The sequence below is a fragment of the Novosphingobium guangzhouense genome, from assembly GCF_002896965.1.
Classification (GTDB): domain Bacteria; phylum Pseudomonadota; class Alphaproteobacteria; order Sphingomonadales; family Sphingomonadaceae; genus Novosphingobium; species Novosphingobium guangzhouense.
Window position 1 is genome coordinate 75,892 of record NZ_LYMM01000024.1, and the last position, 23,488, is coordinate 99,379.

19 protein-coding genes are annotated in these 23,488 nt (G+C 65.1%); 10 read left to right on the forward strand and 9 right to left on the reverse strand.

All coding sequences use genetic code 11. The features are described 5' to 3' along the window. Window positions 1-2 precede the first annotated feature (2 nt). The 3 genes from A8V01_RS07045 to A8V01_RS07055 all read right to left on the reverse strand — a co-directional run bounded on the left by A8V01_RS07045 (window position 3) and on the right by A8V01_RS07055 (window position 5,957). A complete protein-coding gene (locus A8V01_RS07045; protein WP_103095244.1) occupies window positions 3-1,181 on the reverse strand; it encodes a pyridoxal phosphate-dependent aminotransferase in 1,179 nt (392 codons plus the stop codon). Between the two features lie 97 nt (window positions 1,182-1,278). Further along, window positions 1,279-4,338: a TonB-dependent receptor domain-containing protein gene (locus A8V01_RS07050; RefSeq protein ID WP_103095210.1), complete on the reverse strand. Its 3,060-nt coding sequence runs from the start codon at window positions 4,336-4,338 to the stop codon at window positions 1,279-1,281. Between the two features lie 161 nt (window positions 4,339-4,499). Further along, window positions 4,500-5,957 carry a S10 family serine carboxypeptidase-like protein gene (locus tag A8V01_RS07055; protein WP_103095245.1) on the reverse strand — a complete coding sequence of 486 codons (1,458 nt, stop codon included), beginning with the start codon at window positions 5,955-5,957 and terminating at the stop codon, window positions 4,500-4,502. A 181-nt stretch (window positions 5,958-6,138) separates the two neighbouring features. Between A8V01_RS07055 and A8V01_RS07060 the strand changes: the two genes are divergently transcribed. The 8 genes from A8V01_RS07060 to A8V01_RS07095 all read left to right on the forward strand — a co-directional run bounded on the left by A8V01_RS07060 (window position 6,139) and on the right by A8V01_RS07095 (window position 17,074). After that, complete coding sequence (locus tag A8V01_RS07060; RefSeq protein WP_245892367.1) at window positions 6,139-7,380, forward strand: aminotransferase class V-fold PLP-dependent enzyme; 1,242 nt, start codon at window positions 6,139-6,141, stop codon at window positions 7,378-7,380. 31 nt (window positions 7,381-7,411) lie between these two features. Next, window positions 7,412-8,920, forward strand: coding sequence for a S10 family serine carboxypeptidase-like protein (locus A8V01_RS07065; RefSeq protein ID WP_245892368.1), 1,509 nt, complete (start codon window positions 7,412-7,414; stop codon window positions 8,918-8,920). A gap of 295 nt (window positions 8,921-9,215) precedes the next feature. Continuing rightward, on the forward strand, window positions 9,216-9,305 hold the full coding sequence (locus A8V01_RS07070) for a potassium-transporting ATPase subunit F (RefSeq protein ID WP_103095248.1): 90 nt from the start codon (window positions 9,216-9,218) through the stop codon (window positions 9,303-9,305). 12 nt (window positions 9,306-9,317) lie between these two features. Further along, window positions 9,318-11,021: a potassium-transporting ATPase subunit KdpA gene (kdpA, locus tag A8V01_RS07075; RefSeq protein WP_103095211.1), complete on the forward strand. Its 1,704-nt coding sequence runs from the start codon at window positions 9,318-9,320 to the stop codon at window positions 11,019-11,021. Window positions 11,022-11,031: 10 nt separating this feature from the next. Next, window positions 11,032-13,080 (forward strand): potassium-transporting ATPase subunit KdpB, encoded by a 2,049-nt coding sequence (gene kdpB / locus A8V01_RS07080; protein ID WP_103095212.1) that lies wholly within the window; start codon window positions 11,032-11,034, stop codon window positions 13,078-13,080. Window positions 13,081-13,092: 12 nt separating this feature from the next. Next, entirely contained in the window at window positions 13,093-13,683 is a 591-nt protein-coding gene (gene kdpC / locus A8V01_RS07085; protein WP_103095213.1) for a potassium-transporting ATPase subunit KdpC, read from the forward strand. Next, window positions 13,680-16,382, forward strand: coding sequence for a sensor histidine kinase (locus tag A8V01_RS07090; protein WP_103095214.1), 2,703 nt, complete (start codon window positions 13,680-13,682; stop codon window positions 16,380-16,382). The genes kdpC and A8V01_RS07090 overlap by 4 nt, the downstream gene beginning before the upstream one ends. Further along, window positions 16,379-17,074, forward strand: a complete 696-nt coding sequence (locus tag A8V01_RS07095) for a response regulator (protein ID WP_103095215.1) — start codon at window positions 16,379-16,381, stop codon at window positions 17,072-17,074. The genes A8V01_RS07090 and A8V01_RS07095 overlap by 4 nt, the downstream gene beginning before the upstream one ends. 14 nt (window positions 17,075-17,088) lie before the next feature. Here the strand turns inward: A8V01_RS07095 and A8V01_RS07100 are convergent, their stop codons facing one another. The 6 genes from A8V01_RS07100 to A8V01_RS07125 all read right to left on the reverse strand — a co-directional run bounded on the left by A8V01_RS07100 (window position 17,089) and on the right by A8V01_RS07125 (window position 20,944). Continuing rightward, a complete protein-coding gene (locus tag A8V01_RS07100; protein WP_103095216.1) occupies window positions 17,089-17,421 on the reverse strand; it encodes a YnfA family protein in 333 nt (110 codons plus the stop codon). A 65-nt stretch (window positions 17,422-17,486) separates the two neighbouring features. Beyond that, window positions 17,487-17,786: a hypothetical protein gene (locus A8V01_RS07105; RefSeq protein WP_103095217.1), complete on the reverse strand. Its 300-nt coding sequence runs from the start codon at window positions 17,784-17,786 to the stop codon at window positions 17,487-17,489. A 123-nt stretch (window positions 17,787-17,909) separates the two neighbouring features. Continuing rightward, window positions 17,910-18,452 (reverse strand): VOC family protein, encoded by a 543-nt coding sequence (locus tag A8V01_RS07110; protein ID WP_103095249.1) that lies wholly within the window; start codon window positions 18,450-18,452, stop codon window positions 17,910-17,912. A 31-nt stretch (window positions 18,453-18,483) separates the two neighbouring features. Next, a complete protein-coding gene (locus tag A8V01_RS07115) occupies window positions 18,484-19,275 on the reverse strand; it encodes an SDR family oxidoreductase (protein ID WP_103095218.1) in 792 nt (263 codons plus the stop codon). Between the two features lie 74 nt (window positions 19,276-19,349). After that, window positions 19,350-20,168, reverse strand: a complete 819-nt coding sequence (locus tag A8V01_RS07120; RefSeq protein ID WP_103095219.1) for an SDR family NAD(P)-dependent oxidoreductase — start codon at window positions 20,166-20,168, stop codon at window positions 19,350-19,352. Next, entirely contained in the window at window positions 20,165-20,944 is a 780-nt protein-coding gene (locus A8V01_RS07125) for an SDR family NAD(P)-dependent oxidoreductase (RefSeq protein ID WP_103095220.1), read from the reverse strand. The genes A8V01_RS07120 and A8V01_RS07125 overlap by 4 nt, the downstream gene beginning before the upstream one ends. A gap of 147 nt (window positions 20,945-21,091) precedes the next feature. Between A8V01_RS07125 and A8V01_RS07130 the strand changes: the two genes are divergently transcribed. Both A8V01_RS07130 and A8V01_RS07135 read left to right on the forward strand, forming a co-directional pair. Then, complete coding sequence (locus tag A8V01_RS07130; RefSeq protein WP_103095221.1) at window positions 21,092-22,534, forward strand: aromatic ring-hydroxylating oxygenase subunit alpha; 1,443 nt, start codon at window positions 21,092-21,094, stop codon at window positions 22,532-22,534. Then, a complete protein-coding gene (locus A8V01_RS07135) occupies window positions 22,531-23,304 on the forward strand; it encodes a ThuA domain-containing protein (RefSeq protein ID WP_103095222.1) in 774 nt (257 codons plus the stop codon). The genes A8V01_RS07130 and A8V01_RS07135 overlap by 4 nt, the downstream gene beginning before the upstream one ends. Window positions 23,305-23,488 lie beyond the last annotated feature (184 nt).

Consider the following 23,488-nt stretch of genomic DNA (forward strand, 5'->3'; position numbering starts at 1 on the left):
GTTCAGTTCGTCCCTCTGGCTGCGAGCAGGTCGCGGTAGCGGACCAGCCCGTCGGTCAATGCCTGCAATCCGTAGTCCACGTCCGCAGGCGCGCGGGCGAAGCCGATGCGGATATGCCCGGCGGCGCCGAAATATTCCCCCGGAGCAACGATCACGCCGCATCGGTCGGCCAGCCATTCGGAGAAGGCGATCGTATCGTCAATCCCGGTCAGACGCGGGAACGCGATGCAGCCGAAGCGCGGCAGTTCGCCGGTGACAAGCCCCTCGGCGCGCCAGTGGGCGTGGTAGCTTTCGATGATCGGGCGCGCCTTGCGCATGATGTCATCGCGATAGGCATCGAATGGCTCTGGTCGTTCCAGCACCAGCGCGGCGGCGGCGTGGGCAAGGTTGGACACGCCGAATTCGGTCTCTTCGGCCAGCGCGCGGATGCGGCGGATGGGGGCATCGTCCGCCACGATCCAGCCGCAGCGCAGCGTGCTGAGGCCGTAGGACTTGGTCAGGCTGTCTATCCCGATGATCGCCGGAGATAGCGACACGGCAGAGGGCGGGCGTTCAGCCGCATCGACATAGGCCGCGTAGACTTCGTCAACGACCACGTGGATGCCGCGCGCCTCTGCTATCCGGGCAAGGGCCAGCAGGGTATCGCGGTCCGCCGCCATACCCGACGGGTTGTGCAGGTTGGAAAGCACGATAAGCCGCGTCGCCGGGGTGATCTGCGCGGCGACTTCATCGGGATCGACGGTGAAGCCGTCACCCCGTCGGGCGAACTGGTCGACGGCCATGCCATTGGTGCGGGCGATGGTGTGGAAGAGGTCGAAGCCGGGGGTTTCGACCAGCACCGATTCGCCGGGGCCGACCAGCGCGCGATAGATCAGCGAAAGCGCGCCCGTGGCCCCGGTGGCGCACAGCACGTTGTCCTGCGGCACGCGATAGCGGCGGGCCAGCTGCTCGACCACGTAGGGGTTGCCGCTGAAGGCGCTGGTGTAGCGCGAGGTGACCGGCTCTGCGAATTCGTTGACCACGATCCGGCGCAGAAGATCGACCGGCTCGGGCACCGAACTGTCGAACAGGCTGACCAGCAGGTTGCGTTCGGAACGGACCGCGCGGATCACCTTGCGGACCCATTGCGAATAGGAACCGATCCCGACGTCGTCGGGATGGGCGGGGGAAGCGGGGGGCATCGGCGGTGTCATCGCGGGGGGCTTCGTCTGCTTTTCCGTTCGATGCGGGGAAGATGAAACCGCCGCCTGTGCGGTGATGCACAGGCGGCGGATCGGGTCACTTCAGCTTGATGCGCGCGCCAAGGAAGAAGCGGCGGCCAAGGATGTCGCCATAGGCGATCTGCGGATAGGACGGGGCCTTGTCGGTCAGGTTGTCGATACCTGCGCGGAAGGTGATGTCACCCGCCTCGACCTGTGCCGAGATCGAATGGACGATGTTCGACTTCAGGATCGGGTTCGGCGTCGTTTCGATGGTGGCATCGTAGGTGGCGCGGGTACGGCCACGGTAGTCGAGCTGGTAGCTCACGCGCACCGGGCCCTTGTTCCACACCGCGTTGAACCGGCCGACCCATTCGGGGCTGGTGTACGTATCGTCGGTGCGAATGAAGGTGGTGCCCGTCACCGAGGTAGTGAGCAGGGTGTTGTGCGTGGCATTGGCGGTCAGGCGCAGGTTGCCAAGATCACCGCCGAACAGGTCGCCGGGCGCGAAAGCATAATCGACAGTGTAGGTTTCGCCCCGGTACTTGAGCACGCCGGCGTTGAAGGTGGTCGTGGTGCCGGTGACGATGGTGCCGCCGATGCTGTCCGCGTCAGGCCCGGCAAGGCGGGTGAAGGCGCTGCAGACGGTGTCGGACGGATCGGGATCATCGAAGCAGGCCGCCGCGAAGTTTTCGGTGGTGAAGGCAGAAAGACCGTCCTTCAGGTCGATCTCGATGCGGTCGACACTGATCGACAGGCCGGGGATGAAGCGCGGCTGCAACACGATGCCGTAAGTCAGCGTGTCCGAAATCTCGTTGCGCAGGTTCGGGTTGCCGCCCGCGGTCACGGTGGTGCGGTTGAAGTTCTCCGCCGGGCTCTGGAACCGGGCGAGGCGCTCTGCCGCGCTCAGGCCCGAGCCGGTGCCGTCCGGGGCCACGCCGTAGCCGGGGTTGGCGGTGAATGCCGCCAGACAGTTCGCATAGCGGACCGACGGATTGGAGCCCGCGTTGATGCGGTCCGCATCGCAGGGGTCGTAGCCGGCGGACTCGAGCGAGGAACTGGTCGGCGCCAGCAACTGCGTCAGCGTGGGGGCGCGGAAGTTGCGGCTGCGCGATCCGCGCAGGGTCACGCCATCGGTGACTTCCCAGCGCAGGCCCGCATCCCACACGTTCTCCTTGCCCGCGAACGAGTTGTCGACGTAGCGGAACGCGCCCTTGAATTCGAGCAGCTTGACCAGCGGCAGGGTGAAGTCGCGGCCGATCAGCGGCACGATCACTTCGGCCGAAAGCTCGTCGGTATTGTAGCGGCCGGACTGCGCGACCTGCTGCGATCCGTCGCCGAACACGCCGTCAAGATTGGCCTGAAGCGGGTCGAACGATGCCTTCTCGTCACGGTGTTCGTAAGCGGCACTGAACTGCACGTCGCCCATCGGCAACGTGAACAGCGTGCCGCCCAGGGTGGCAAGAATATCGACCTGCTCGTTGGTCCAGTCCAGACCGGCGCGGGTGCTGACGTACTTGCGCGCGGCATCGCTGACCGTGCCGGTGCCGAAGGGGTTGATGGGGGCGCAGGCGGGATCGTCGTTAGTGGTGTCGGCATCGGCGTTGATCGCGCAAACCGCCTGCCCGCCCGAAAGGACCGAGTTGATGGCGTTGTTGTAGCGGCTGTTGACCACCTGCCAGCTGCGCTGCTTGCCTTCGACACGGGCATAGCTGCCCGAAACCGACCAGTAGAAGTTGCGGCTGCCGACCTCGAAATCACCGTCCAGCGTCAGCGCACCGCGCCAGGTGTCGGTGTTGTAGGTCTGCACCGGGTCGGGCACGAGGTCGTAGAAGTACTTGGAAAGGTACAGCGGCGCGCCGTTGGCGAAGCTGGGGCGCGCGGCGATCAGCGCGGCCTTGGCTTCGTCCGTCAGGAAGGCGTTGTTGATGGTGAAGGCGATCGGCCCGGCATAGGAGCCGTTGTTCAGCACGGTGCGGCTGTTGCCCTGCGGGATCTCGCGGCCCTTGGTGTTGGCGTAGAGGAATTCGCCCGAAAGGGTGATGCGGTCGGTCAGGTCGTAGTGGCCGATGGCGTTCGCGGTCAGACGCTCAAGCCCGGTGCGCAGGCCCGCCAGTTCCTGATAGGGGAAGCCTTCACCGTCCGATGCGAAGGGGATGCCCTGGATGGTGCCGGGGTTATAGGGGATGACGCTGCCGTCGCTGCCGAACTGCAGCGCGCTGCCCTCACCGTTGCGCAGCAGGAAGTTGGGCGGAGGTGCGGGGGCGGTGAAGATCACGCCGTTGCCGTTGAACGGCCAGAAACCGGCGTTGAAGATCTCGTCCACCGAGGGGATGCCGTCGTTCGGGCCGGTGTCGGCGGGATTGGTCACGGTCAGGCGGCCGAGGTTCGACAGCGGGCGGTCCGAGAAGCGCAGCGAAGGCGTCTTCGACCAGCCCACGTCGACCGCGAAGTTGCCGCGGCCTTCGGCGAAGTTGAAACCGGCGGTGCCGCGCAGGGCGTAGGTGCCATAGTCGCCCGGGTCGGAAATGCCGGTCTGGCCGTCCAGTTCAAGGCCGGTGAAGTCCTTCTTGAGGATGTAGTTCACCGTACCCGCGATCGCGTCCGAACCGTAGACGGCCGCGCCGCCCCCCTGGTACACTTCGACGCGCTCAAGCAGGCCAAGCGGCATGATGTTGGAATCGACCTGCGCATCGCCGCCGCCCGCCGTGCCGCCGATGCCGGAACTGCTGGTCACCATACGGCGGCCGTTGAGCAGGGTCAGCGTGCGGCCCGGCCCAAGGCCGAACAGGTCTGGCGCCTGGATACCCGATCCGCTGCCTTCGCCCGAACCGTCTGCCTGGTTGAGCGAGGGGATGTTGGAAGGCAGGTCGTTCAGGGCATCGGCAGCACTGGTGTAGCCGCGATCGATGAACTGCTGCTGGCTCACTTCCATGACGGGGGCAGCATCGGAATTGGGGGCACGCCGGATACGCGATCCGGTGACGACGATATCCGCGCCACCGCCCAGCGTATTGTCGACTTGGGCGGTCGAGCCCTGAAGCTGGGCCGCTTCCTGTGCATGGACGGGAGCGCCCATCATTCCGAGCGAAAGCGCTGTCGTGGCCAGAAGCGTGCGTGTCTGCGTGCGAAGTGTCATGCCCGAATTCCCCGGTTTGTCCCTGAAGGCCGCTGCGTTGAACGCGGCGTTTCCCTGTCCCTCAGGATAGCGGGCCGTGCGGGGAATAGTTTTGCGTTCGCGGTGTCCTGCGCGCATCGCTGACCGAAGTTATATTGAGTTCAGTGGTGCGCGCGCAAAATTTATGCGCCTTGCTGCAGGAAGGTGGAAAGATCACGCCCGAAGGTCCGGCTTGAGCGATCATCTTCATACATCATGTGACCTCCTTCGTAGCATCGCAGCACGAAGCGCGCGGCGATGGCGGGCGGCAGCGCGGAGACAGTGGCGGCATTGCCCGCGCAACTGTTGAGCGAATCGTAACGTCCCGCCGCCACCCATGTGCGCAACGCGGGTGCCTTTTCCATCGCGCGCAAAGTCCAGAGCTGCGACGGGCTGGGCGGACCTTCGCCCGCCATCGCGCGCGCCAGCGATTCCTTGGTGATCGGGGCCTGATCGTACTGCCAGTTGCTGCCCGCATCGCTTGCCGGGGCGTCGATCCCAGCATAGCTGCCCACGCGATAGCCCAGCGTGGTGCGGTAGTAATCCAGCACCAGCGCGTCTTGCGGCTTCTCGTCAGGCGCGGGGCCGGACTGGCGCATGTCGAAGACGTCCAGCGTGCGGCCCTTGTCCGCCAGCAGCGCGGTGCGAAACTGGCGGGGAGAGACCCACAGGGTCTTGCCGTCCACGATGGCGGGATCGATGCCCTGATACCGCGCCAGCGTGGCGATTACGGCGGCGCGCCGTTCGGGCGGCAGCGTATCGGGGGCGGCAAGGGCAGGGGCGTAGACCTGCCGTGCCCAGGTCTGCGCCTCTGCGACCAACTGCGCGCGGTCCATCCCGCCCGCAAGCTTGCCGAGCGCGTGCGCGGTGGCGATGCGGCTGTCGAGCGAAAGTGCGCGCATCAGGTTACGGTCGGGCATGTCGCCCAGCGGAATGCCGCCCGAAATCAGCGCGATGCCCGCAACCGGGGTTCCAGCATCGACCAGCGCGTCGGCAACGCCCGCCGCGCGCCATGTGCCGAAGCTTTCGCCTGCAAGGTAGAGTGGGGCGGCGGTACGCGCATAGGCATTGCGCCAGTCCGTGACGAAGCCGGAAACAGAGGCGATGTCCGCGCGGGTGCCGTAGAAGTCAGCCGTGTGCCCCGGCGTATCGGCGCGGCTGAAGCCGGTGCCCACCGGATCGACGAAAACGAGGTCGCTGACCGCCAGCGGGCTGGCGGGATTGTCTACCAGGCGTTCCCCTTCGATCACGCGCGGGCCAAGGGCGTGGAACTGCAGCAGCCGCGAATCCGCGCCGGGGCCGCCGTTCCACACGAATGTCAGCGGACGTGCCCCGCCACTTTTGCCGCCGCGCTTCGGCTTTTGATCGGGCACGATATAGGCGGTGTAGAAGATCGCACCCCGCACTTCGCCAGCGAGGTTGCGAACGGGCAGGGTTCCGGCACAGGCGACATAGGCAATGCGCTTGCCGTCGATGACGGCGCTGTGCCGCGTTTCCACCGCATCGCCCTTGCACACGGCCGTCGTCGATACGGCTGCCACAGCGGGTGCCGCGGGGGTTAGCGCCATCATCAGGGCGGGAATAGCAGCCAGTCGCAGCATCTTGGTTCTCCGGATCGTGATGGCACGATAGCTGCGGGGCTGGGGCATTTTTATGCGCAGTTGGATGGTCGTGGATGGACCGTGATCCGGTGGAGGCATCCGTTTTGACGGCAACAACGGCGAAATCTATGCGCGATGGGCAGGCTAGTGTGCATGACAGGCGAAAAGGACAGGAGCGCGCATGGGGACGTTGGGAATGACACGGCGCGGGGTGCTGGCGGCAGCCGGTGCGATGCCGATCGCCGCGCAGGCCGCCGTGGCCGCAAAGGCCGCGCCCCCGTCCGCCACATTCCCCCAGCGTACCGCCTTCGCGCCATCCGTCGCCGGATATCTGGACAGTGGGACGATGCACCCGGTCCCGCTGGGCGCGCGCGCGTCGGTACAGCGCTACCTTGACCAGCGCACGGCGATGGAGGGGCATTATCCCACTGACGAGGTCGAGAAGCGGGTGAAGGACAACTTCGCAAGGCTGATCAACGCCTCGGCAGAGGAAATCGCCTTCGTCCAGAGCACCACCGCCGGAGAGCAGTTGGTGATAGAGGCGCTGGACTTTCCCCATGGCGGCGGCCGTATCGTCACCGATACGCTGCACTTTTTCGGATCGTTCTATCTCTATGAGGAACTGGCGAAGCAGGGCGTGGACGTGGCGTGGCTGCGGCCGGAAGGCGGGCGCATCCCGGTCGATGCGTATGAACGGGCGATCACGCCGGGCACGCGGCTTGTCGCGCTTTCGCTGGTATCGACCTACAACGGGTTTGAGCACGACCTGAAACGCGTGTGCGAGATCGCCCATGCGCGCGGGGCGCTGGTCTATGCCGATATCATCCACGCGGCGGGCACCATTCCCATCGACGTGCGCGCCAGCGGCGTCGATTTCGCGGCCTCTGCCAGCTACAAATGGCTGATGGGCGATTTCGGGCTGGGCTTCCTCTATGCCCGCGCCGACTTGCGTGATCGGCTGAAGCGCACCCATTTCGGATATTACCAGTTGGCCGGGTTCGCCCCCCACGTCTACCCGTTCGATCCGCCTGGCGACACGATTGCCGACACCACCCCGCGTACCGACATGGAAGGGCTGTTTGCCGGGGGCACGCGGTCGCACGCGGTGCTGGCGCAGCTCGACTGGTCGCTGGACTATATCCTTGGCCTTGGGGTGGATCGGATGACCGCCTACCGCATGCCGCTGCTGGCGCGCCTGCGCGAAGGGCTGGCGGCAAAGGGCTATGCCATAGTCACGCCCGAAGGATCCCGCACGCCGCTGGTTACCTGCGCGCTGGAAGGCGCCTATGCGAAGCTTTCCGATCCGCTGAAGGCGGCGCAAGTGCGCATCACGCTTTCGCGCAACCGTTTCCGCGTCTGCCCTTCGGTATTCACAGAAGCGCAGGACATCGACCGCCTTGTCGCCGCGCTTCCGCGCGTCTGATCCCTTTATCCGAGCCCCACAGGAAACGCCGATGCGCCATGTAGCCGTTCTTGCCACCATGCTGCTTGCCACCTCCAGCGTCGCGGTCTGCGCGCAGGACGGGAATGCACCGATGTCCCCCGCCTTCCTGCGCGCGATGGAGCCGATGGTCCCGCGCGAAGCGGCGAGCGACCGCGTGGTTACCACCAGCCATTCCGCGCGGATCGCCGGACGCAAGCTGGCCTACAAGGCGATCGTTACCGAACTGCCGATGGCCGGGGCTGACGGTGCGCCCGCGGCCGTCGCGGTAAGCTATGCCTACATTGCACAGACCAAAGACGATCCGGCTCAGCGCCCGATCCTGTTCGTGTTCAACGGCGGGCCGGGCGCATCGTCCTCTCCGCTGCACATGCAGGCACTGGGGCCGCGCCGCTTCGTCGGGCAGGGCGATGCGATGCATCTGGAGGACAATCCGCACAGCCTGCTCGACGTGGCCGACCTTGTCTTCATCGATCCGGTGGGCACGGGCGCCAGCATGCCGGTGAAGGATCGTGACGCCAGCGGGTTCTGGGGCGTGGGCGGCGATGCGCGCAGCGTTTCGGCCATGATCGATGCGTGGGTGAAGGCCAATGGGCGCACCGCATCTCCGCGCGTGCTGGTGGGCGAAAGCTATGGCACCTCGCGCGCGCTGGCGGTGCTGAACGAGGACATGGCCGCGAAGAAGCCGCTGCCTGCAGGCGTGGTGCTGCTGTCGCTGGCGATCGGCGATGCCGATGGTCCGGTGCTGTCCGAGGCGATGCATCTGCCCACTTTCGCGGCGGTGGCATGGTATCATCAGGCGATCGAGCGGGGCGGGCGCACCGTGGAGCAGCATTATGCGGCGGCGCTGCACTTTGCGCAGACCGAATATGCCTCTGCGCTGATGCAGGGGCCTTCGCTGCCCGCCGCCGAGCGCAGGCAGGTGGCGGAACGGATGGCGGCGTTGATCGGCATTCCCGCCGCCACGATCGAGGCGAAGAACCTGCGGCTCGACAATTATGATTTCATGCTGTCGCTGCTGGCCGACAAGGGCCTGCGCACCGGCCAGCTTGACGGCCGTGCGAAGCGGGCGATCGCGGAATCAAAGCTGCGCCCGCCGTTCGACGATCCTTCGATGTCGCTGGGTTCGGGCACCAGCGCAGGGATCGAAAGCTACCTCAAGGACGAACTGGGCTATGCGGTGCCCAGCCCCTATCGCAGCCTCAACCTTGGCATCAATTTCAAGTGGAACTGGGACAAGGAATATGGCGGCAGCTACCGCGCCATGTCCTTCGCCCCTTACCTGAAGGCGGCGATGGAGGCCCGACCCGACCTCAAAGTCTTTGCGGGCGGTGGCTATTACGACATCACCACTCCCGTCTACGCCGGTCAGTTCGCGCTGGAGCAGGCGGGCGTTCCGGCCGACCGGGTGACGTATGCGCGCTATGCCGCCGGACATTCCGTGTTCGAGGACGAACAGGGCCTGACGGCGCTCAGCGCGGACCTCCATCGTTTCGTGGCGGGGCTTGGCGGGAGGAAGTAACCCGCCAGGGCAAGTGCCGGAGAAACTCGCCTGAGGCCAATTTCCGGGCGAGTTCTGCGCTCTGCAATTCATACGTAAATACTATGTCGTTCAGGTTTTGCCCGTCTCGAATTTCAACGGCGCATTAGCCTAATGGGTCTGCTGCATTCGACGCATCCCGCACCTTTCGTGCGGGTGCGCTTGCAGGAGCAATACCCATGCAGGACATCCTCTGGATCGGCCTGACCCTCGCGCTGCTGGCGGCCAGTCTTGGCTATGTCGGCCTGTGCAACAAGGCGTGAGGGGCACGACCGACATGACCATCGATCTGTGGCTGGCGGGTTTCACCGCCATCGGCCTTCTCGTTTACCTCGTTGCCGTGCTTGCACGGCCCGAGCGGTTCTGAGGGGGCGCCGACATGACCTTTCAGGGATGGCTGTATATTGCAGTCTTCGTCGGCATCCTGCTGGCGCTCACCAGGCCGATGGGGCTGTGGCTCCATGCGCTTTATGAGGGCCGCCGCACGCCGCTGCATGTCGTGCTTGGCCCAGTCGAGCGCGGCTTCTACAAGCTCGCGGGCGTCAACCCGGATGAGGACCAGCCATGGCATCGCTATGCGGTCCACATGCTGGTGTTCAACGCGGCGCTCCTGCTGCAGACCTACATCGTGCTGCGCCTGCAGGGCGTGCTGCCGCTCAATGGCCCTGGCTATGCGGGTATCGGCGCGGATGGGGCGTTCAACACCGCCGTCAGCTTCACCACCAACACCAACTGGCAGTGGTATTCGGGCGAGGCGGCGATGAGCAATCTGTCGCAGATGCTCGGCCTCACGATCCACAACTTCCTGTCGGCCGCGACGGGCATCGCACTGGCATTCGCTTTCTTCCGTGGGTTCGCACGCCGCAGCACCACGGGCATCGGCAATTTCTGGGCCGATATGACGCGCGTGACGCTCTATCTGCTGCTGCCGATCTGCGTGGTCTACACGGTGTATCTGATTGCTGCCGGCGTGCCACAGACGCTTGCTGCGTCGGTTGATGTCGCGACGCTGGAAGGCGTCAAGCAGACCCTCGCTCTCGGTCCTGTCGCCTCGCAGGAAGCGATCAAGATGCTGGGCACCAACGGCGGCGGGTTTTTCAACGCCAACTCCGCGCACCCGTTCGAGAACCCGAGCGCCGTCACCAACCTGATCCAGATGCTGTCGATCTTCGTCATCGGCACCGGCCTGACCTGGTGCTTCGGCAAGGCGGTGGGCAATACCCGTCAGGGCTGGGCGATCCTGGCTGCGATGATGGCGATCTTCCTTGTCGGCGTAACCGTCGTCTACTGGCAGGAAGCCGCGGGCAACCCGATCCTCCACAGTCTTGGCGTGGCCGGTGGCAACATGGAGGGCAAGGAAGTTCGCTTCGGCATCGTTGCATCCGCGCTGTTCTCGGTCGTTACCACGGCAGCCTCGTGCGGCGCGGTCAATGCGATGCATGACAGTTTCACGGCGCTGGGCGGCATGATCCCGCTGTTCAACATCCAACTGGGCGAAGTCGTCATCGGCGGCGTCGGCGCGGGTATCTATGGCTTCCTGCTGTTCGCCATCCTTGCCGTCTTCGTGGCGGGGCTGATGGTCGGCCGCACGCCGGAATATGTCGGCAAGAAGATCGAAAGCCGCGAAGTGAAACTGGCCGTTCTGGCGATCGCGGTGCTGCCGCTGATCATTCTGGGCGGAACCGCGATCTCCTCGGTGCTCGAAGTCGGCCTTGCCGGTCCGCTCAACAAGGGGCCGCACGGTTTCTCCGAGATCCTCTACGGCTTCACCAGCGCGGTGGGCAACAACGGTTCGGCCTTTGCGGGTCTGACCGCAGGCACGCCGTACTATAACGGCATGCTGGGCGTCGCCATGTGGCTCGGCCGCTTCTTCGTCATCATCCCGATGCTGGCGATCGCGGGCAGCCTTGCCGCCAAGAAGTACACCCCCGCGACCGCAGGCAGCTTCCCCACCACGGGTCTGCTGTGGACGGGCTTGCTGATCGGCATCGTGTTGATCGTCGGCGGCCTGACGTTCCTGCCCAGCCTCGCCCTTGGTCCCATCGCCGATCATCTTGCGATGATCCGTGGCCAGCTTTTCTGAGGATCACCCCATGGCCCGGTCCGCTAAAACTTCCGAATCCAAATCCCTCTTCACGGCAGACCTGATCGTTCCGGCGATCGGGGATGCTTTCCGCAAACTCAATCCCAGGGAACTGATCCGCAACCCGGTGATGTTCACCACGGCCGTCGTGGCGGTGCTGCTGACCGTATTGCTCATCGTCGGGCAGGACGGCCTTGCTGCGGGCTTCAAGATCCAGCTCGTGCTGTGGCTGTGGCTGACCGTGCTGTTCGGCACTTTCGCCGAGGCTTTGGCCGAAGGGCGCGGCAAGGCGCAAGCGGCCAGCTTGCGTGCCACAAAGGCGGAACTCACCGCCAAGCGCCTGAAGGGTGACGGGGAGCGTTATGACAGCATCCCCGCCAGCCAGCTGAAGAAGAACGACATCGTTCTGGTTCAAACCGGCGACCTGATCCCCTCGGACGGCGAAGTTGTCGCTGGTGTCGCCTCGGTCAACGAGGCTGCGATTACCGGCGAAAGCGCCCCCGTCATCCGCGAGGCCGGTGGCGACCGCTCGGCCGTAACGGCGGGCACCCGCGTCATCTCGGATGAAATCCGCGTGCGCGTGACCGTCAATCCGGGGCAGGGCTTCCTCGACCGCATGATCGCGCTGGTCGAAGGGGCAGAGCGCCAGAAGACCCCGAACGAGATCGCGCTTACGCTGCTGCTGGTGGGTCTGACGATCATCTTCCTGATCGCCGTCGCCACCATCCCCGGCTTTGCCAGCTATGCGGGCGGTTCGGTGCCGGTGTCGATCCTTGCAGCCCTGCTGATCACGCTGATCCCCACAACGATTGCGGCGCTACTTTCCGCCATCGGCATCGCGGGCATGGACCGTCTGGTGCGCTTCAACGTTCTCGCCAAGTCGGGCCGTGCGGTCGAGGCCGCAGGCGACGTTGACGTGCTGCTGCTCGACAAGACCGGCACCATCACCATCGGCGACCGTCAGGCAAGCGAGTTCCGCGCCGTGAGCGGCGTCGATATCAACGAACTGGCCGAAGCCGCACTGATCGCCAGCCTTGCCGACGAAACGCCCGAGGGCCGCTCGATCGTGGTACTGGCGCGCGAGAAGTTCGGCCAGAAAGCCACCGACCTTCCGTATGACTCCGAAGTCATTCCCTTCACCGCGCAGACCCGCATCTCGGGCGTGAATACCGGCGGACGGATCATCCAGAAGGGCGCGGTGCAGGCGATCCTTCACGCCAATCCCGGCGCGGGCAGCACCGCTGCCGCCACCGAACTGCGCCGTATCTCGGACGAGATCGGCCGGGCCGGCGGCACGCCGCTGGCGGTTGCGGTGGATGGCAAGCTGCTGGGCGCGATCTTCCTCAAGGACATCGTCAAGGCCGGCATCCGCGAGCGCTTCGGCGAACTGCGTGCAATGGGCATCCGCACGGTGATGATCACCGGCGACAACCCGCTGACCGCAGCCTCGATCGCGGCGGAATCGGGCGTGGACGATTTCCTTGCCGAAGCCACGCCCGAGGACAAGCTGGAGCTGATCCGCAAGGAACAGCAGGGCGGGCGCCTTGTCGCGATGTGCGGCGATGGGACCAACGATGCCCCCGCGCTGGCGCAGGCCGACGTCGGCGTCGCCATGAACACCGGCACGCAGGCCGCGCGCGAGGCGGGCAACATGGTCGATCTCGACAGCGATCCGACCAAGCTGATCGAGGTCGTGGGCCTGGGCAAACAGCTGCTCATGACGCGCGGCGCGCTGACGACCTTCTCGGTCGCCAACGACGTGGCCAAATACTTCGCGATCATTCCGGCCATGTTCGTGGCGCTGTATCCCGGCCTTGGCGTGCTCAACGTGATGGGTCTTTCCAGCCCGCAGAGCGCGATCCTTTCGGCGATCATCTTCAACGCGCTGATCATCCCCTGCCTTGTTCCGCTGGCGCTGAGGGGCGTGGCCTACAAGCCGATGGGGGCTGGCCCGCTGCTGGCGCGCAACCTTGCCGTCTACGGCCTTGGCGGCCTGATCGCGCCATTCATCGGCATCAAGCTTATCGACCTGGCCGTTGGCGGCCTCGGTCTCGCCTGAGGAGGCGGCAACATGACCAACAATCTTTCAAGCGCGTTGCGCCCCGCGATCGTCATGACAGGGCTGTTCGCCGTCCTGCTGGGCGTCGCCTATCCGCTGGCCATGACCGGCATCGGGCAGGCCGTGTTCCCAAGCCAGGCCAACGGCAGCCTGGTGACGGAAAACGGAAAGGTGATCGGCTCTACCGTGATCGGTCAGGCCTTCACCTCGGAACGCTACTTCAACACCCGCCCTTCGGCGGCGGGAGACGGGTACAGCGGCCTTGCCTCTTCGGGCTCCAACCTTGGCCCGGCATCGCAGGTGCTGCATGACCGGGTGAAGGAGCAGGTCGGCAGGATGCAGGCAGCCGAACCGGGTAAGGCGATCCCGGCAGACCTCGTGACGACGTCGGGTTCGGGCCTTGATCCTGATATCACCCCCGAGGCCGCGTTCTATCAGGTCGATCGGATCGCCCGCGTGCGCCGGATCGAGCCGGAGGCGCTGCGGCGCCTTGTCGCAGGCACGATCGAGGAGCCGGTGCTTGGCTTTATCGGCGAACGCCACGTCAATGTGTTCGAACTCAATCGACGACTGGATGCACTTGGCGCTAAGCCGGTTTCGTGAACGAGCCTGATCGCCCATCTCCCGAAGCCCTCCTGCGTGCAGCCGCGCAGGAGGGGCGCGGCCGTCTGAAGATATTCCTCGGGGCGGCCCCCGGCGTCGGCAAGACCTGGGAGATGTTGACCGAAGGCCACCAGCGCCGGGAAGCAGGCTTGGATGTCGTGGTCGGCGTCGTCGAAACGCATGGACGGCGCGAAACCGAGGCGCTGGTCCACGGGCACGAGATCATCGCCCGCCGCGAAGTCGACCATGCCGGGCACAGCCTTGGCGAAATGGATATCGACGCCGTTCTCCTGCGCGCGCCGCAGCTGGTGCTGGTGGACGAACTGGCGCACACCAATGCTCCCGGAAGCCGGCATCCCAAGCGCTATCAGGACGTGGAGGAACTGCTGGACGCAGGGATAGACGTCTATTCCACGCTCAATATCCAGCACGTCGAAAGCCTGAACGACGTCGTCGCCTCCTTCACCCGCGTCCGCGTGCGCGAAACGGTGCCCGATTCGATCATCGAACAGGCCGAGATCGAAGTCGTCGACATCCCGCCCGATGAACTGATCGAGCGGCTGAAGGATGGCAAGGTCTACATCCCGCACGAAGCGACCCGCGCGCTGGGGCATTTCTTTTCCAAGTCCAACCTCACCGCGCTGCGCGAACTGGCGCTGCGCCGTGCGGCGCAGGCGGTGGACGCGCAGATGCTGGAGCATGTGCGCGCCAATGCGCTGGCCGGCAGCTTCGCGGTGGGCGAGCGGATCGTCGTTGCCGTCAGCGAACATGCCCACGCCGCCGGGCTGGTGCGCGCGGGCAAGCGCATGGCCGATGCCCTGCGCGCGCCGTGGACGGCCGTGCACATAGAAACGCAGCGCGACCGGCACTTCAGCGATAACGAACGCCGCCAGCTGGCCGACACGCTGGCGCTTGCCTCTAGGTTGGGGGCTTCCACCGCCAGCATACCCGCCGCCGGCGTGGTCGAGGGGCTGGGCGGTTTCGCGCGCGATGCCCGCGCGACGCAGATCGTCATCGGCAAGTCCGCCCGCTCATGGTGGTTCGAGGCGCGGCATGGTTCGGTGGTGGACCGGCTGGTGCGCAGCATCGGCGAAGTCGCCGTCCACGTCCTCCCCTCGGGAGAGCCCGCCGCGCCTGCGCGCAGGCGGGAGAAACGCGGCGGCATTCCAGGCGGCCACTGGGGCAACCCGGCGCACTACGCGGTGTCGCTGCTGACGGTCGCGGCGATGACCGTGCTGGGCCGCCTGCTGGTGGAAGTGATCGACCTTGGCAATATCGCGCTGCTCTATCTCATCCCGGTGATGTACGCGGCGGCCTCGTTCTCGCTGCGAGCGGGGCTGTTCGCGGGGCTGGCGTCCAGCCTTGCCTACAACTTCTTCTTCCTGCCGCCGACCGGCACGCTGACCGTCGCCAATCCGGAAAACGTCATCTCGATCCTTGTCCTGCTGGGTGTCGCGGTGGTGACCAGCCAGTTCGCGGCACGGGTACGCGCGCAGGCGGACCTTGCCGGGGCCAGCGCCCGCCAGAACGCCGCGCTCGCCAGCTTTTCGGGCCAGCTGACCGGCGCGGCGACGCAGGACGAACTGATGCAGGCGATCTGCGCCGAAGTGGCCCGCCTGCTTGACGTGCGTGCGGTGATGCTGCTCCCCTCGGCGGGCGGCCCGGACCTTGCCGCCGCCTATCCGCCCGAGGACCGGATGGAGCAGATCGAACTGGCCGCCGCGCAGTGGGCGATAGACAACGAGCAGCCCGCCGGGCGTGGCTCATCGACCCTGACCGCTTCGGACTGGCTGTTCCATCCGCTGATGGCATCGACCGCTTCGGGCCGGGGTGTGATGGCCGTTTTGGGTATTGCGCGCGAGGATGCGGGCGATCCGGTGCGGTCCGATCAGGTGCCCCTGCTGATGAGCCTGCTGGATCAGGCTTCCATCGCCCTCGACCGCATGGCGCTGGAGGAGGAGAACATCAAGGCGCAGGCCATCGGCGAGCGGGACAGGCTGCGCGGGGCGCTGCTGTCGTCGGTCAGCCATGACTTGCGCACGCCGCTCACCACCATTCTTTCCGCCGCGCAGGAAATGAAGAAGCATCCCGCCACCGCCTTCGGCGCGGAACTGGTCGAGACGATCGATGCCGAGGCGCAGCGGCTCAACCGCTTCGTCGCCAACCTGCTCGACATGGCGCGGGTAGAGGCGGGCGCGCTGCCCATGAAGGTGGAGGCGACCGACCTGTTCGATGCGGTGGCGGGCGCCGTCCACGATACCCGCACAGCGCTGCAGGGGCGGCAGGTGGACCTCGATATCGCTCCCGACATCCCGCTGGTGCGGCTCGATCCCGTGCTGCTGCACCACTGCCTGATCAACCTGCTGGATAATGCCGGACGTTATGGAGAACCGGGCACGCCGATCACCATCCGCTGCCGCCGCGTACCCGATGCGCTGCTGCTTTCGGTGTCTGACGTAGGGCCGGGTATCCCGCCCGGGCAGGAAAAGCGGGTGTTCGATACCTTTACCCGGCTTGAAGGGTCAGACCGGGTACGCCACGGGACCGGGCTTGGCCTTGCCATCGTCAAGGGCTTTGCCGAAGCGATGGGCCTGTCAGTCGAGGCTTCCAATGCCGAGGAGCCATTCGGCGCCTGTTTTACCATCCGCATACCCGAAGCGCTGATCATCCGGCACCCGGACGACGAGGACATTGCATGAAGAACCGCCACAAGGTGCTGATCGTCGACGACGAGGCGCATATCCGCCGCCTGATCCAGTCGGCCCTGACACGGGCGGATTATGCGACGGTGGAGGCCGGAACCGCGAAGGAAACGATGGAGCGCCTGCGCGAAGAGCGCCCCGACGTGGTCCTGCTGGACCTTGGCCTGCCCGATCGCGATGGACTGGAACTGGTGCCGCTGATCAAGAAGGACACCGACGCCACCTTGATCATCGTCTCGGCCCGCGATGCGACGGACGAAAAGGTCGCCGCGCTTGATCTGGGCGCGGACGATTACCTGACCAAGCCGTTCGATACCGACGAGATGCTGGCGCGCTTGCGTGTCGCCCTGCGCCACCGCATGGCGCGCGGCGGCGGGGTCGCGGCGGTGACGGCGGGCGATGTTTCGATCGACCTCATGGAACGGCGCATCACCAAGGCGGGTCACGAAGTCCATCTGACGCCCAAGGAATATGCAGTGGTCGCGCAACTGGCCCAGCACCCCGGCCGGGTGATTACCCATGCCCAGATCATGGCGCAGGTCTGGCCCGCGTCCAGCGAACGCCATGTGGAATATCTGCGGGTACTGGTGCGCACCTTGCGTCAGAAGCTGGAGGACGACCCGCAGCGCCCGCAGATCATCGCAAACGAACTGGGCGTGGGCTATCGGCTGCGCGTTTCGGTGGACTGAGGCAGGGCGGCGGGTTACGCTGCTCCGGCCGCGCGCGGACCGAAGAAGATGATGCCCGCGCCGACAAGGCATACGACGGCGCCCAGCAAGTCCCACCGATCGGGCCGGGCACCCTCGACAAGCCAGAGCCACAGCACGGCCGATACGACGTAGACCCCGCCGTATGCGGCATAGGATCGCCCGGCATTGTCGGCATCGGGGATCGTCAGCAGCCAGGCGAACAGGCACAGCGAAGCGATGCCGGGCGCGATCCACAGCACCGACTTGCCAAGCCGAATCCAGGCCCAGAATGCGAAGCACCCGGCGATTTCTGCGAGCGCGGCAAACACGAATGCGAAAGCGGTCATCGCGCGCTTGTTGCGGGTAAACGACGGCCTTGCAAGGGGAAGGAGGCTTCGCCCTGCAAGCCGGGTCAGCGGCGCTGGTCGCTTGGTCTGAAGCCGATCGTGGCCAGCAGGTCGATCAGGCGCTGGCCGTCTGCGAAAACGCGGTCGCGCCATTCCTTGTGGTCAAGGTGGCCCAGGACGGAGCGCTGGAACAGCCCGGCCTCGCGCACGGCATCGCGCAGCAGGCGTGCGGAAAGGGCATCGGTTTCAAGTGGCACTACTGCAGCCTCTGCAGCCTGCGGAGCAAGCGCGGCGGAAGTGACGGGCAACACGGCCCGGCGCGGCATGGCGGCCTGACCGGCGCGCTTGAGGGTATTGGCTTCCACGTCCCAGGGCTCCCGAAGGTGGCCGCTTAGTTATGCGGCCGGCTTGATCGCTATGAGTGGAACACGGTCGGCGCGATTAAGTTTCGGTTCAGGCTCGGCGCACGCGGATTTTATCGTTTGCGTTCAATTGTGAACGGTGGGCGAATAGGGGCGGATCGGCTGGATTTCCGGGGTTTCGTGGATCTCGAGGATCTCAAAGACATTGCCGAAGAAGTCCCGGCAATATGTCCCCGCGTAGCCGTGCTTCACACCGTTTTCGTCGATGGTGATACCGTCCATCATCGGCGGGGTATGCACCGGCAGGCCCGCTGACACGATGCGGCGATGCGTCTCCTCCACATCGTCCACCTGCAGGGCGAAATGGGTGTAGCCATATTCGTTGACGCCCCGGCGCGCGTTCTGAGGGGCCTGTCTGGGCGCGGCATATTCAAACACTTCGATCTGCACGTTGCCCAGGCGACAGAAGAACTGCCGCGCCGCGCTGCCATCCAGCCCGACGACGCGGTCGATGAAGGGGTTGTCGGCCCAGCTGAGCGGTTCGACTTCCTCCACCGCGCCCAGAATGTCGATGTAGAATTGGCGCGCCCGGTCAAGGTCGGGCACGGACACACCGATGTGGTGGACGCCGATGATCCCCGGCAGTCTGGCGGCAGGAGCAGGGGGCATCGCGGGCATCTCCTTGGTTCAGGTCGCTATGTCAGACCTGGCTGAACCCGCCGTCCATCACCAGCTCGTCGCAGGTCATGAAGCTGGACGCGGCAGATGCGAGGAACACCACGCCGCCCGCCATCTCTTCCGGTCGGCCAAGCCGCCCGATCGGGTGCGATACGTTCATCGCCGCGATCGAGGCTTCGCGCGAAGGAGAAGCGCCCAGTTCGACATAACGGCCCATGATCGAATTGAGCATCGGCGTCTCGATCCCGCCGGGATGCACCGAATTGACGCGGATGTTGTATTTGAGCGCGGCGAATTCTGCGCCAAGGCACTTCGACAGCATCTTGATCGCCGCCTTGCTGACGCAATAGGCCGCGTTGAATGCGGCCCCGCGTAGGCCCCCCACGCTGGAGAAGTTGATCACCGAAGCGCCGGTCGGCCGGGCCTTCCCGCCTGCCTTCAGGAGATCGAGCATGACCTGCGTGCCGATGATCGCCGAATCGACGTTGATCGCGTTGACCTTGTGGAATTCGGCCAGCGGGGTGTCTTCGAACTTCGTCACGATCGAAAAGCCCGCGTTGTTCACCAGCGCATCGAGCCGCCCGTACTTTTCGCGCACCAGCGCCTCCACCGCGCGCCAGTCGGCCTCGCTGGTGACGTCGTGTTTCAGGTAATGATCGGCGCCTTCGATCTGCGCTTCGTCGCGCAGGTCGGTGGCGATGACGGTGGCGCCTGCCGCCTTCATGGCCTTGACGATCTCGCGGCCGATGCCGCCGGCGGCGCCGGTGACGACGGCGACCACGTCGGGAAGGGCGCTGTTCGTTGCGTGGGTCATTTCAGGTGTCTCCCGGTGGCCTCGGTGTGCCGTTGTGGTATCGTTAGGTGCCGTTTAGGTGCCGTTGTGTGCCGCTATTGCGCGGTCCATCCGCCGTCCACCACCAGTTCGCTACCAGTCATGTACGAACTGTCTGAAGAGGCTAGGAAAAATACCGCGCTGGCCAGTTCGGACGGGTCTGCAAGGCGGCCGATCGGCGTCTTGCTGGACATCAAATCGACCAGATCCTGCGCCTTGCCGGCAACGCCCTTGTCCACCCAGCGCTGGAAGCCTTCCTGCAAAAGCGGCGTCATCACGAAGCCGGGGTGGAGCGAATTGGCGCGGATCGGCATCTTTTTTTCCGCGAATTCCAATGCGATGGACTTGGTGAACAGCCGTACCGCGCCCTTGCTGGCATTGTAGCCGGAAACCTCGCTCATACCGACCAGACCCATGATCGAACTGACGTTGACGATCGATGCCCCGCCCCGGAAATCTGCGCCACTCGCCGCCATCAGCGGCACGAAAGTACGCACGCCCAGGAACACGCCGTCGACGTTGATGCTCATGATCCGGCGCCAGCCTTCCAGCGAAGTCTCGGCGACCGGGCCGGTCAGGTCGATGCCGGCATTGTTGACCAGGATGTGCAGTTTTCCGTGCCTTTCAGTGACGGCGGACAGCACCTTGGCCCAGTCATCCTCCTGCGCGACATTGGCTTGCACATAGCTTGCCGCCTGCCCCAGCCGGGCAAGGGTGGCGGCGGCATGGTCGGTGTCGGGTGCCTCCAGATCGGTGAGGACAACTTCGGCCCCCTCAGCCAGAAACCGCTCCACGCAGGCAAGGCCGATGCCCCGCAAACCGCCGGAAACCAGCGCTACGCGGCCCTTGAGCCGCTGCGAACCCAGATCGATCATACGCCGTTCATCCCTGCGGTGGAGGCCCCGTCCATGGTGAATTCGCTGCCCGAGCAGAACCGCGTCTCATCGCTTGCCAGCCAGGCGACGAGCCCTGCCACTTCGTCCACCGAAGCCATGCGGCCCATCGGCGAAAGCCCCTCGTAAGCGGCGCGGGTGGCGGCAGGATCGCCCGATTTCTCGATCAGGTTGGCGATCATCGCGGTCTCGACCACGCCGGGAAGCACGGCATTGACGCGAATCTTGTATTTGCGGTTGCCGGAATGGACGGCGGACGACTTTACCAGCGCCAGAACGGCGGTCTTCGACACCGAATAGGCCACGAAATTCCCCATCGCCCGGTGCGCATTCATCGAGGAGTTGACGATGATGGAGCCGACAGGCCCTTCGGGATTACGCGCCATGGCCCGCATTGCGTGCTGCACGGTCAGCATCACGCCGGTCAGGTTCACGCCGATGATCGTGTTCCATCCTTCGATGCCGATGGATTCGATGCTGCCATCCCCGTTTTCGGTCCCGGCATTGGCGAAAGCGATATCGAGGCGACCGTATTCCTCCAGAATCCGGGCCATCAGGCCATCCCACGCGCTGACGTCAGTTACGTCGTGCCGGATGAACAGGGCGCCCGTGGCGGCGCAGACCGCGTCGGCTGCGGCCTGGTTGGAGCCGGTGAAAATGACCCTGGCACCTTCGGCGCACAGACGCTCGACGGTGCCTGCGCCGATGCCGGAGGTTCCTCCGGTGACCAGCGCCACCTTACCTTCAAGCCGCTTCACGGCAATCTCCCAATGACTATGGCGCTGAACATGGCCCATCCGTTCCGCTCCACAACCTATGATTTTGAGCAAGGTGACTTGTGCTGCGGCCAAGTGCAGAAATGTCCCCAAACAGGGTAATTTGCGTTCTTGGGAGATTGATGAACCATGGCCGACCGGGATCCCGATATCGCCACGAAACTGGGCGAGGACCGCAGCGAAGGCATCAGCTGGGCCGAACTCATGGCCCAGGATTCGCGCACGCCTCCTGCGATCCTGACGGAAGAAAGTTACAGCTATCGCGGCTCGGACCCGATTCCCGCACAGCGTTATACCAGCGAGGAATTTGCCCGGCTCGAACGCGAACGGATGTGGCCCTACGTGTGGCAGTTCGTCGCGCGTGAGGAAGACCTGCCCGAACCGGGCGACTTCATCGTCTACGAGAATGCGGGCCGCTCCTATCTTGTCAGCCGGCAGGATGACGGCGCGATCCGCGCGATGCATAACGTCTGCCTTCACCGCGGGCGCAAGCTGCGCACCGAGGAAGGCACTGCCGACAAGTTCGTCTGCCCGTTCCATGGCTTTGCATGGAAGAAGGACGGCAGCTTCGATTCGATGCCCTGCAAGTGGGACTTTCCGCACATCAACCCCGAAACCAGCGGGCAGAGCCTTGATCTGCCCGAAGCCGAAGTCGGTCGCTGGGCGGGTTACGTCTTCATTCGCGAGGAGAAGGGCGGGCCGAGCCTTGAGGAATTCCTCAGCCCGCTGCCAGAACATTTCAAGCGCTGGCGGCACGAGGAATGCGCCAGCGTCATGCGCGTTGCCAAGGAAGTGCCTGCCAACTGGAAGGTGGTGATGGAGGCGTTCATGGAGGCCTGGCATACCATCGTCACGCACCCGCAGCTGCTGCCCTTCACCGGCGATTCCAATGCCGCCTACTGGACCTGGGGCGACAACGTGAACGTCAACCTCGTCCCCTTCGGCGTGATGAGCCCGCACATCGCGGAAGGGCAGGGCGAGCAGTGGATCGTCGACGAATTCATCAAGTACAACGGCCGCTCGGGCGACAACTATGAGGGCGAGGCGCACGCCAACCCGATGGCGATCAAGGTGCCCGACGGCGTGACCGCCCGCGCCGCGCTGGGCGCAGCCATGCGCGCTGCCTATACCGAAAGCACCGGCTACGACCACGAAAGCGCGACCGACGCCGAACTGCTCGACGGGCTGGTCTACAACGTGTTCCCGAACTTCGCGCCCTGGGGCGGCTACATGCCGAACATCGTCTACAACTGGCTGCCCGGCAAGACGCCGGACACCTGCATCATGGAAGTGCGCATCCTCGCGCGCATTCCAAAGGGGCAGCCGATCCCGCGCGGGGCGCCGCTCAAGATGCTGCGGCTTGACCAGAAATGGACCGAGGCGCCAGAACTTGGCATTCTGGGGGACGTGTTCGAACAGGACATGGACAACCTGCCATTCGTGCAGGAAGGCCTTCATGCCTCCAAGAACGGGCTGGTAAACCTTGGCAATTATCAGGAAATCCGCATTCGCCAGTTCCAGGACACGCTGATGAAGTATATCGAAGGCGAACTTGGCGTGGCGAAGGCATGAGCGAGGCCGAGGCGCGGCCCCCGCGCATCGACTGCGTGCTCATCTGCGGCGGTGTGTGGCACGACATGGACTTCGCGCGGCTGGAACTGCTCAAGCTGCTGGCCGAAGATCCCAGCGTGCGCACTCGCGTGTTCGAGAATTACGAGAATCTCGATGCGCTGCGCGAAGCGGATATCCTGATCACGTACACCTGCGATGTCACGCCTTCGCTGGCGGCGCAGGAAGTGCTGCGGGACTGGCTGAGCGCGGGTGGCCGCTGGCATGCGTTGCATGGCACAAATTCCGTGCTGCGCCTGCTGGCAGAGGGGCCTGACAAGGGCCTGTGGGACGCGCCCCGCTGGGCACCGCTGTTCATGGACATGCTGGGCTCGCAGTTCATCTCGCACCCGCCGATCGCGCCGTATACCGTCACCGTGGCAGACCCTGAGCACCCGCTGGTCAAGGGCATCGCGCCGTTCGAGACGACGGACGAACTCTACCACATGGAAACGCACGGCCACTTGCATGTCCTGCTCGAAACTGAATGCACGGTGGAGGGCACCGGCTTTGTGGAGGCGGCAGACGCGCTGGGCAAGCATCCGGTGATGTACCTGAAAGACCATGGCAAGGGCGCTGTGCTTTACAACACTCTGGGCCATTGCCGGGGGCATTACGATCTGCAGCCGATGCTGGACTGGTGGCCCACGGTGGACCGCTGCGCCTGGGATTTGCCGGTGTTCTATGACCTGCTGCGCCGGGGGATCGCCTGGCTCAAGCAGCGCGAAACTTAAGGTGCGGAGGCGGCCGAGCGTTCGGCGCCGTACCCGCCCCCTCGCGCCTGTCAATCGATCGTGAATGGAAGCGAGCTGTTTTCGTCCGACCGCGTGGGCCACAACACGCTCAGAGTGATCCGGGCAAATTTCCAGCGGCCGTCCCGGCATGCTGGCGGGTGACGAGGTCCAGCAAAAGGCAGTG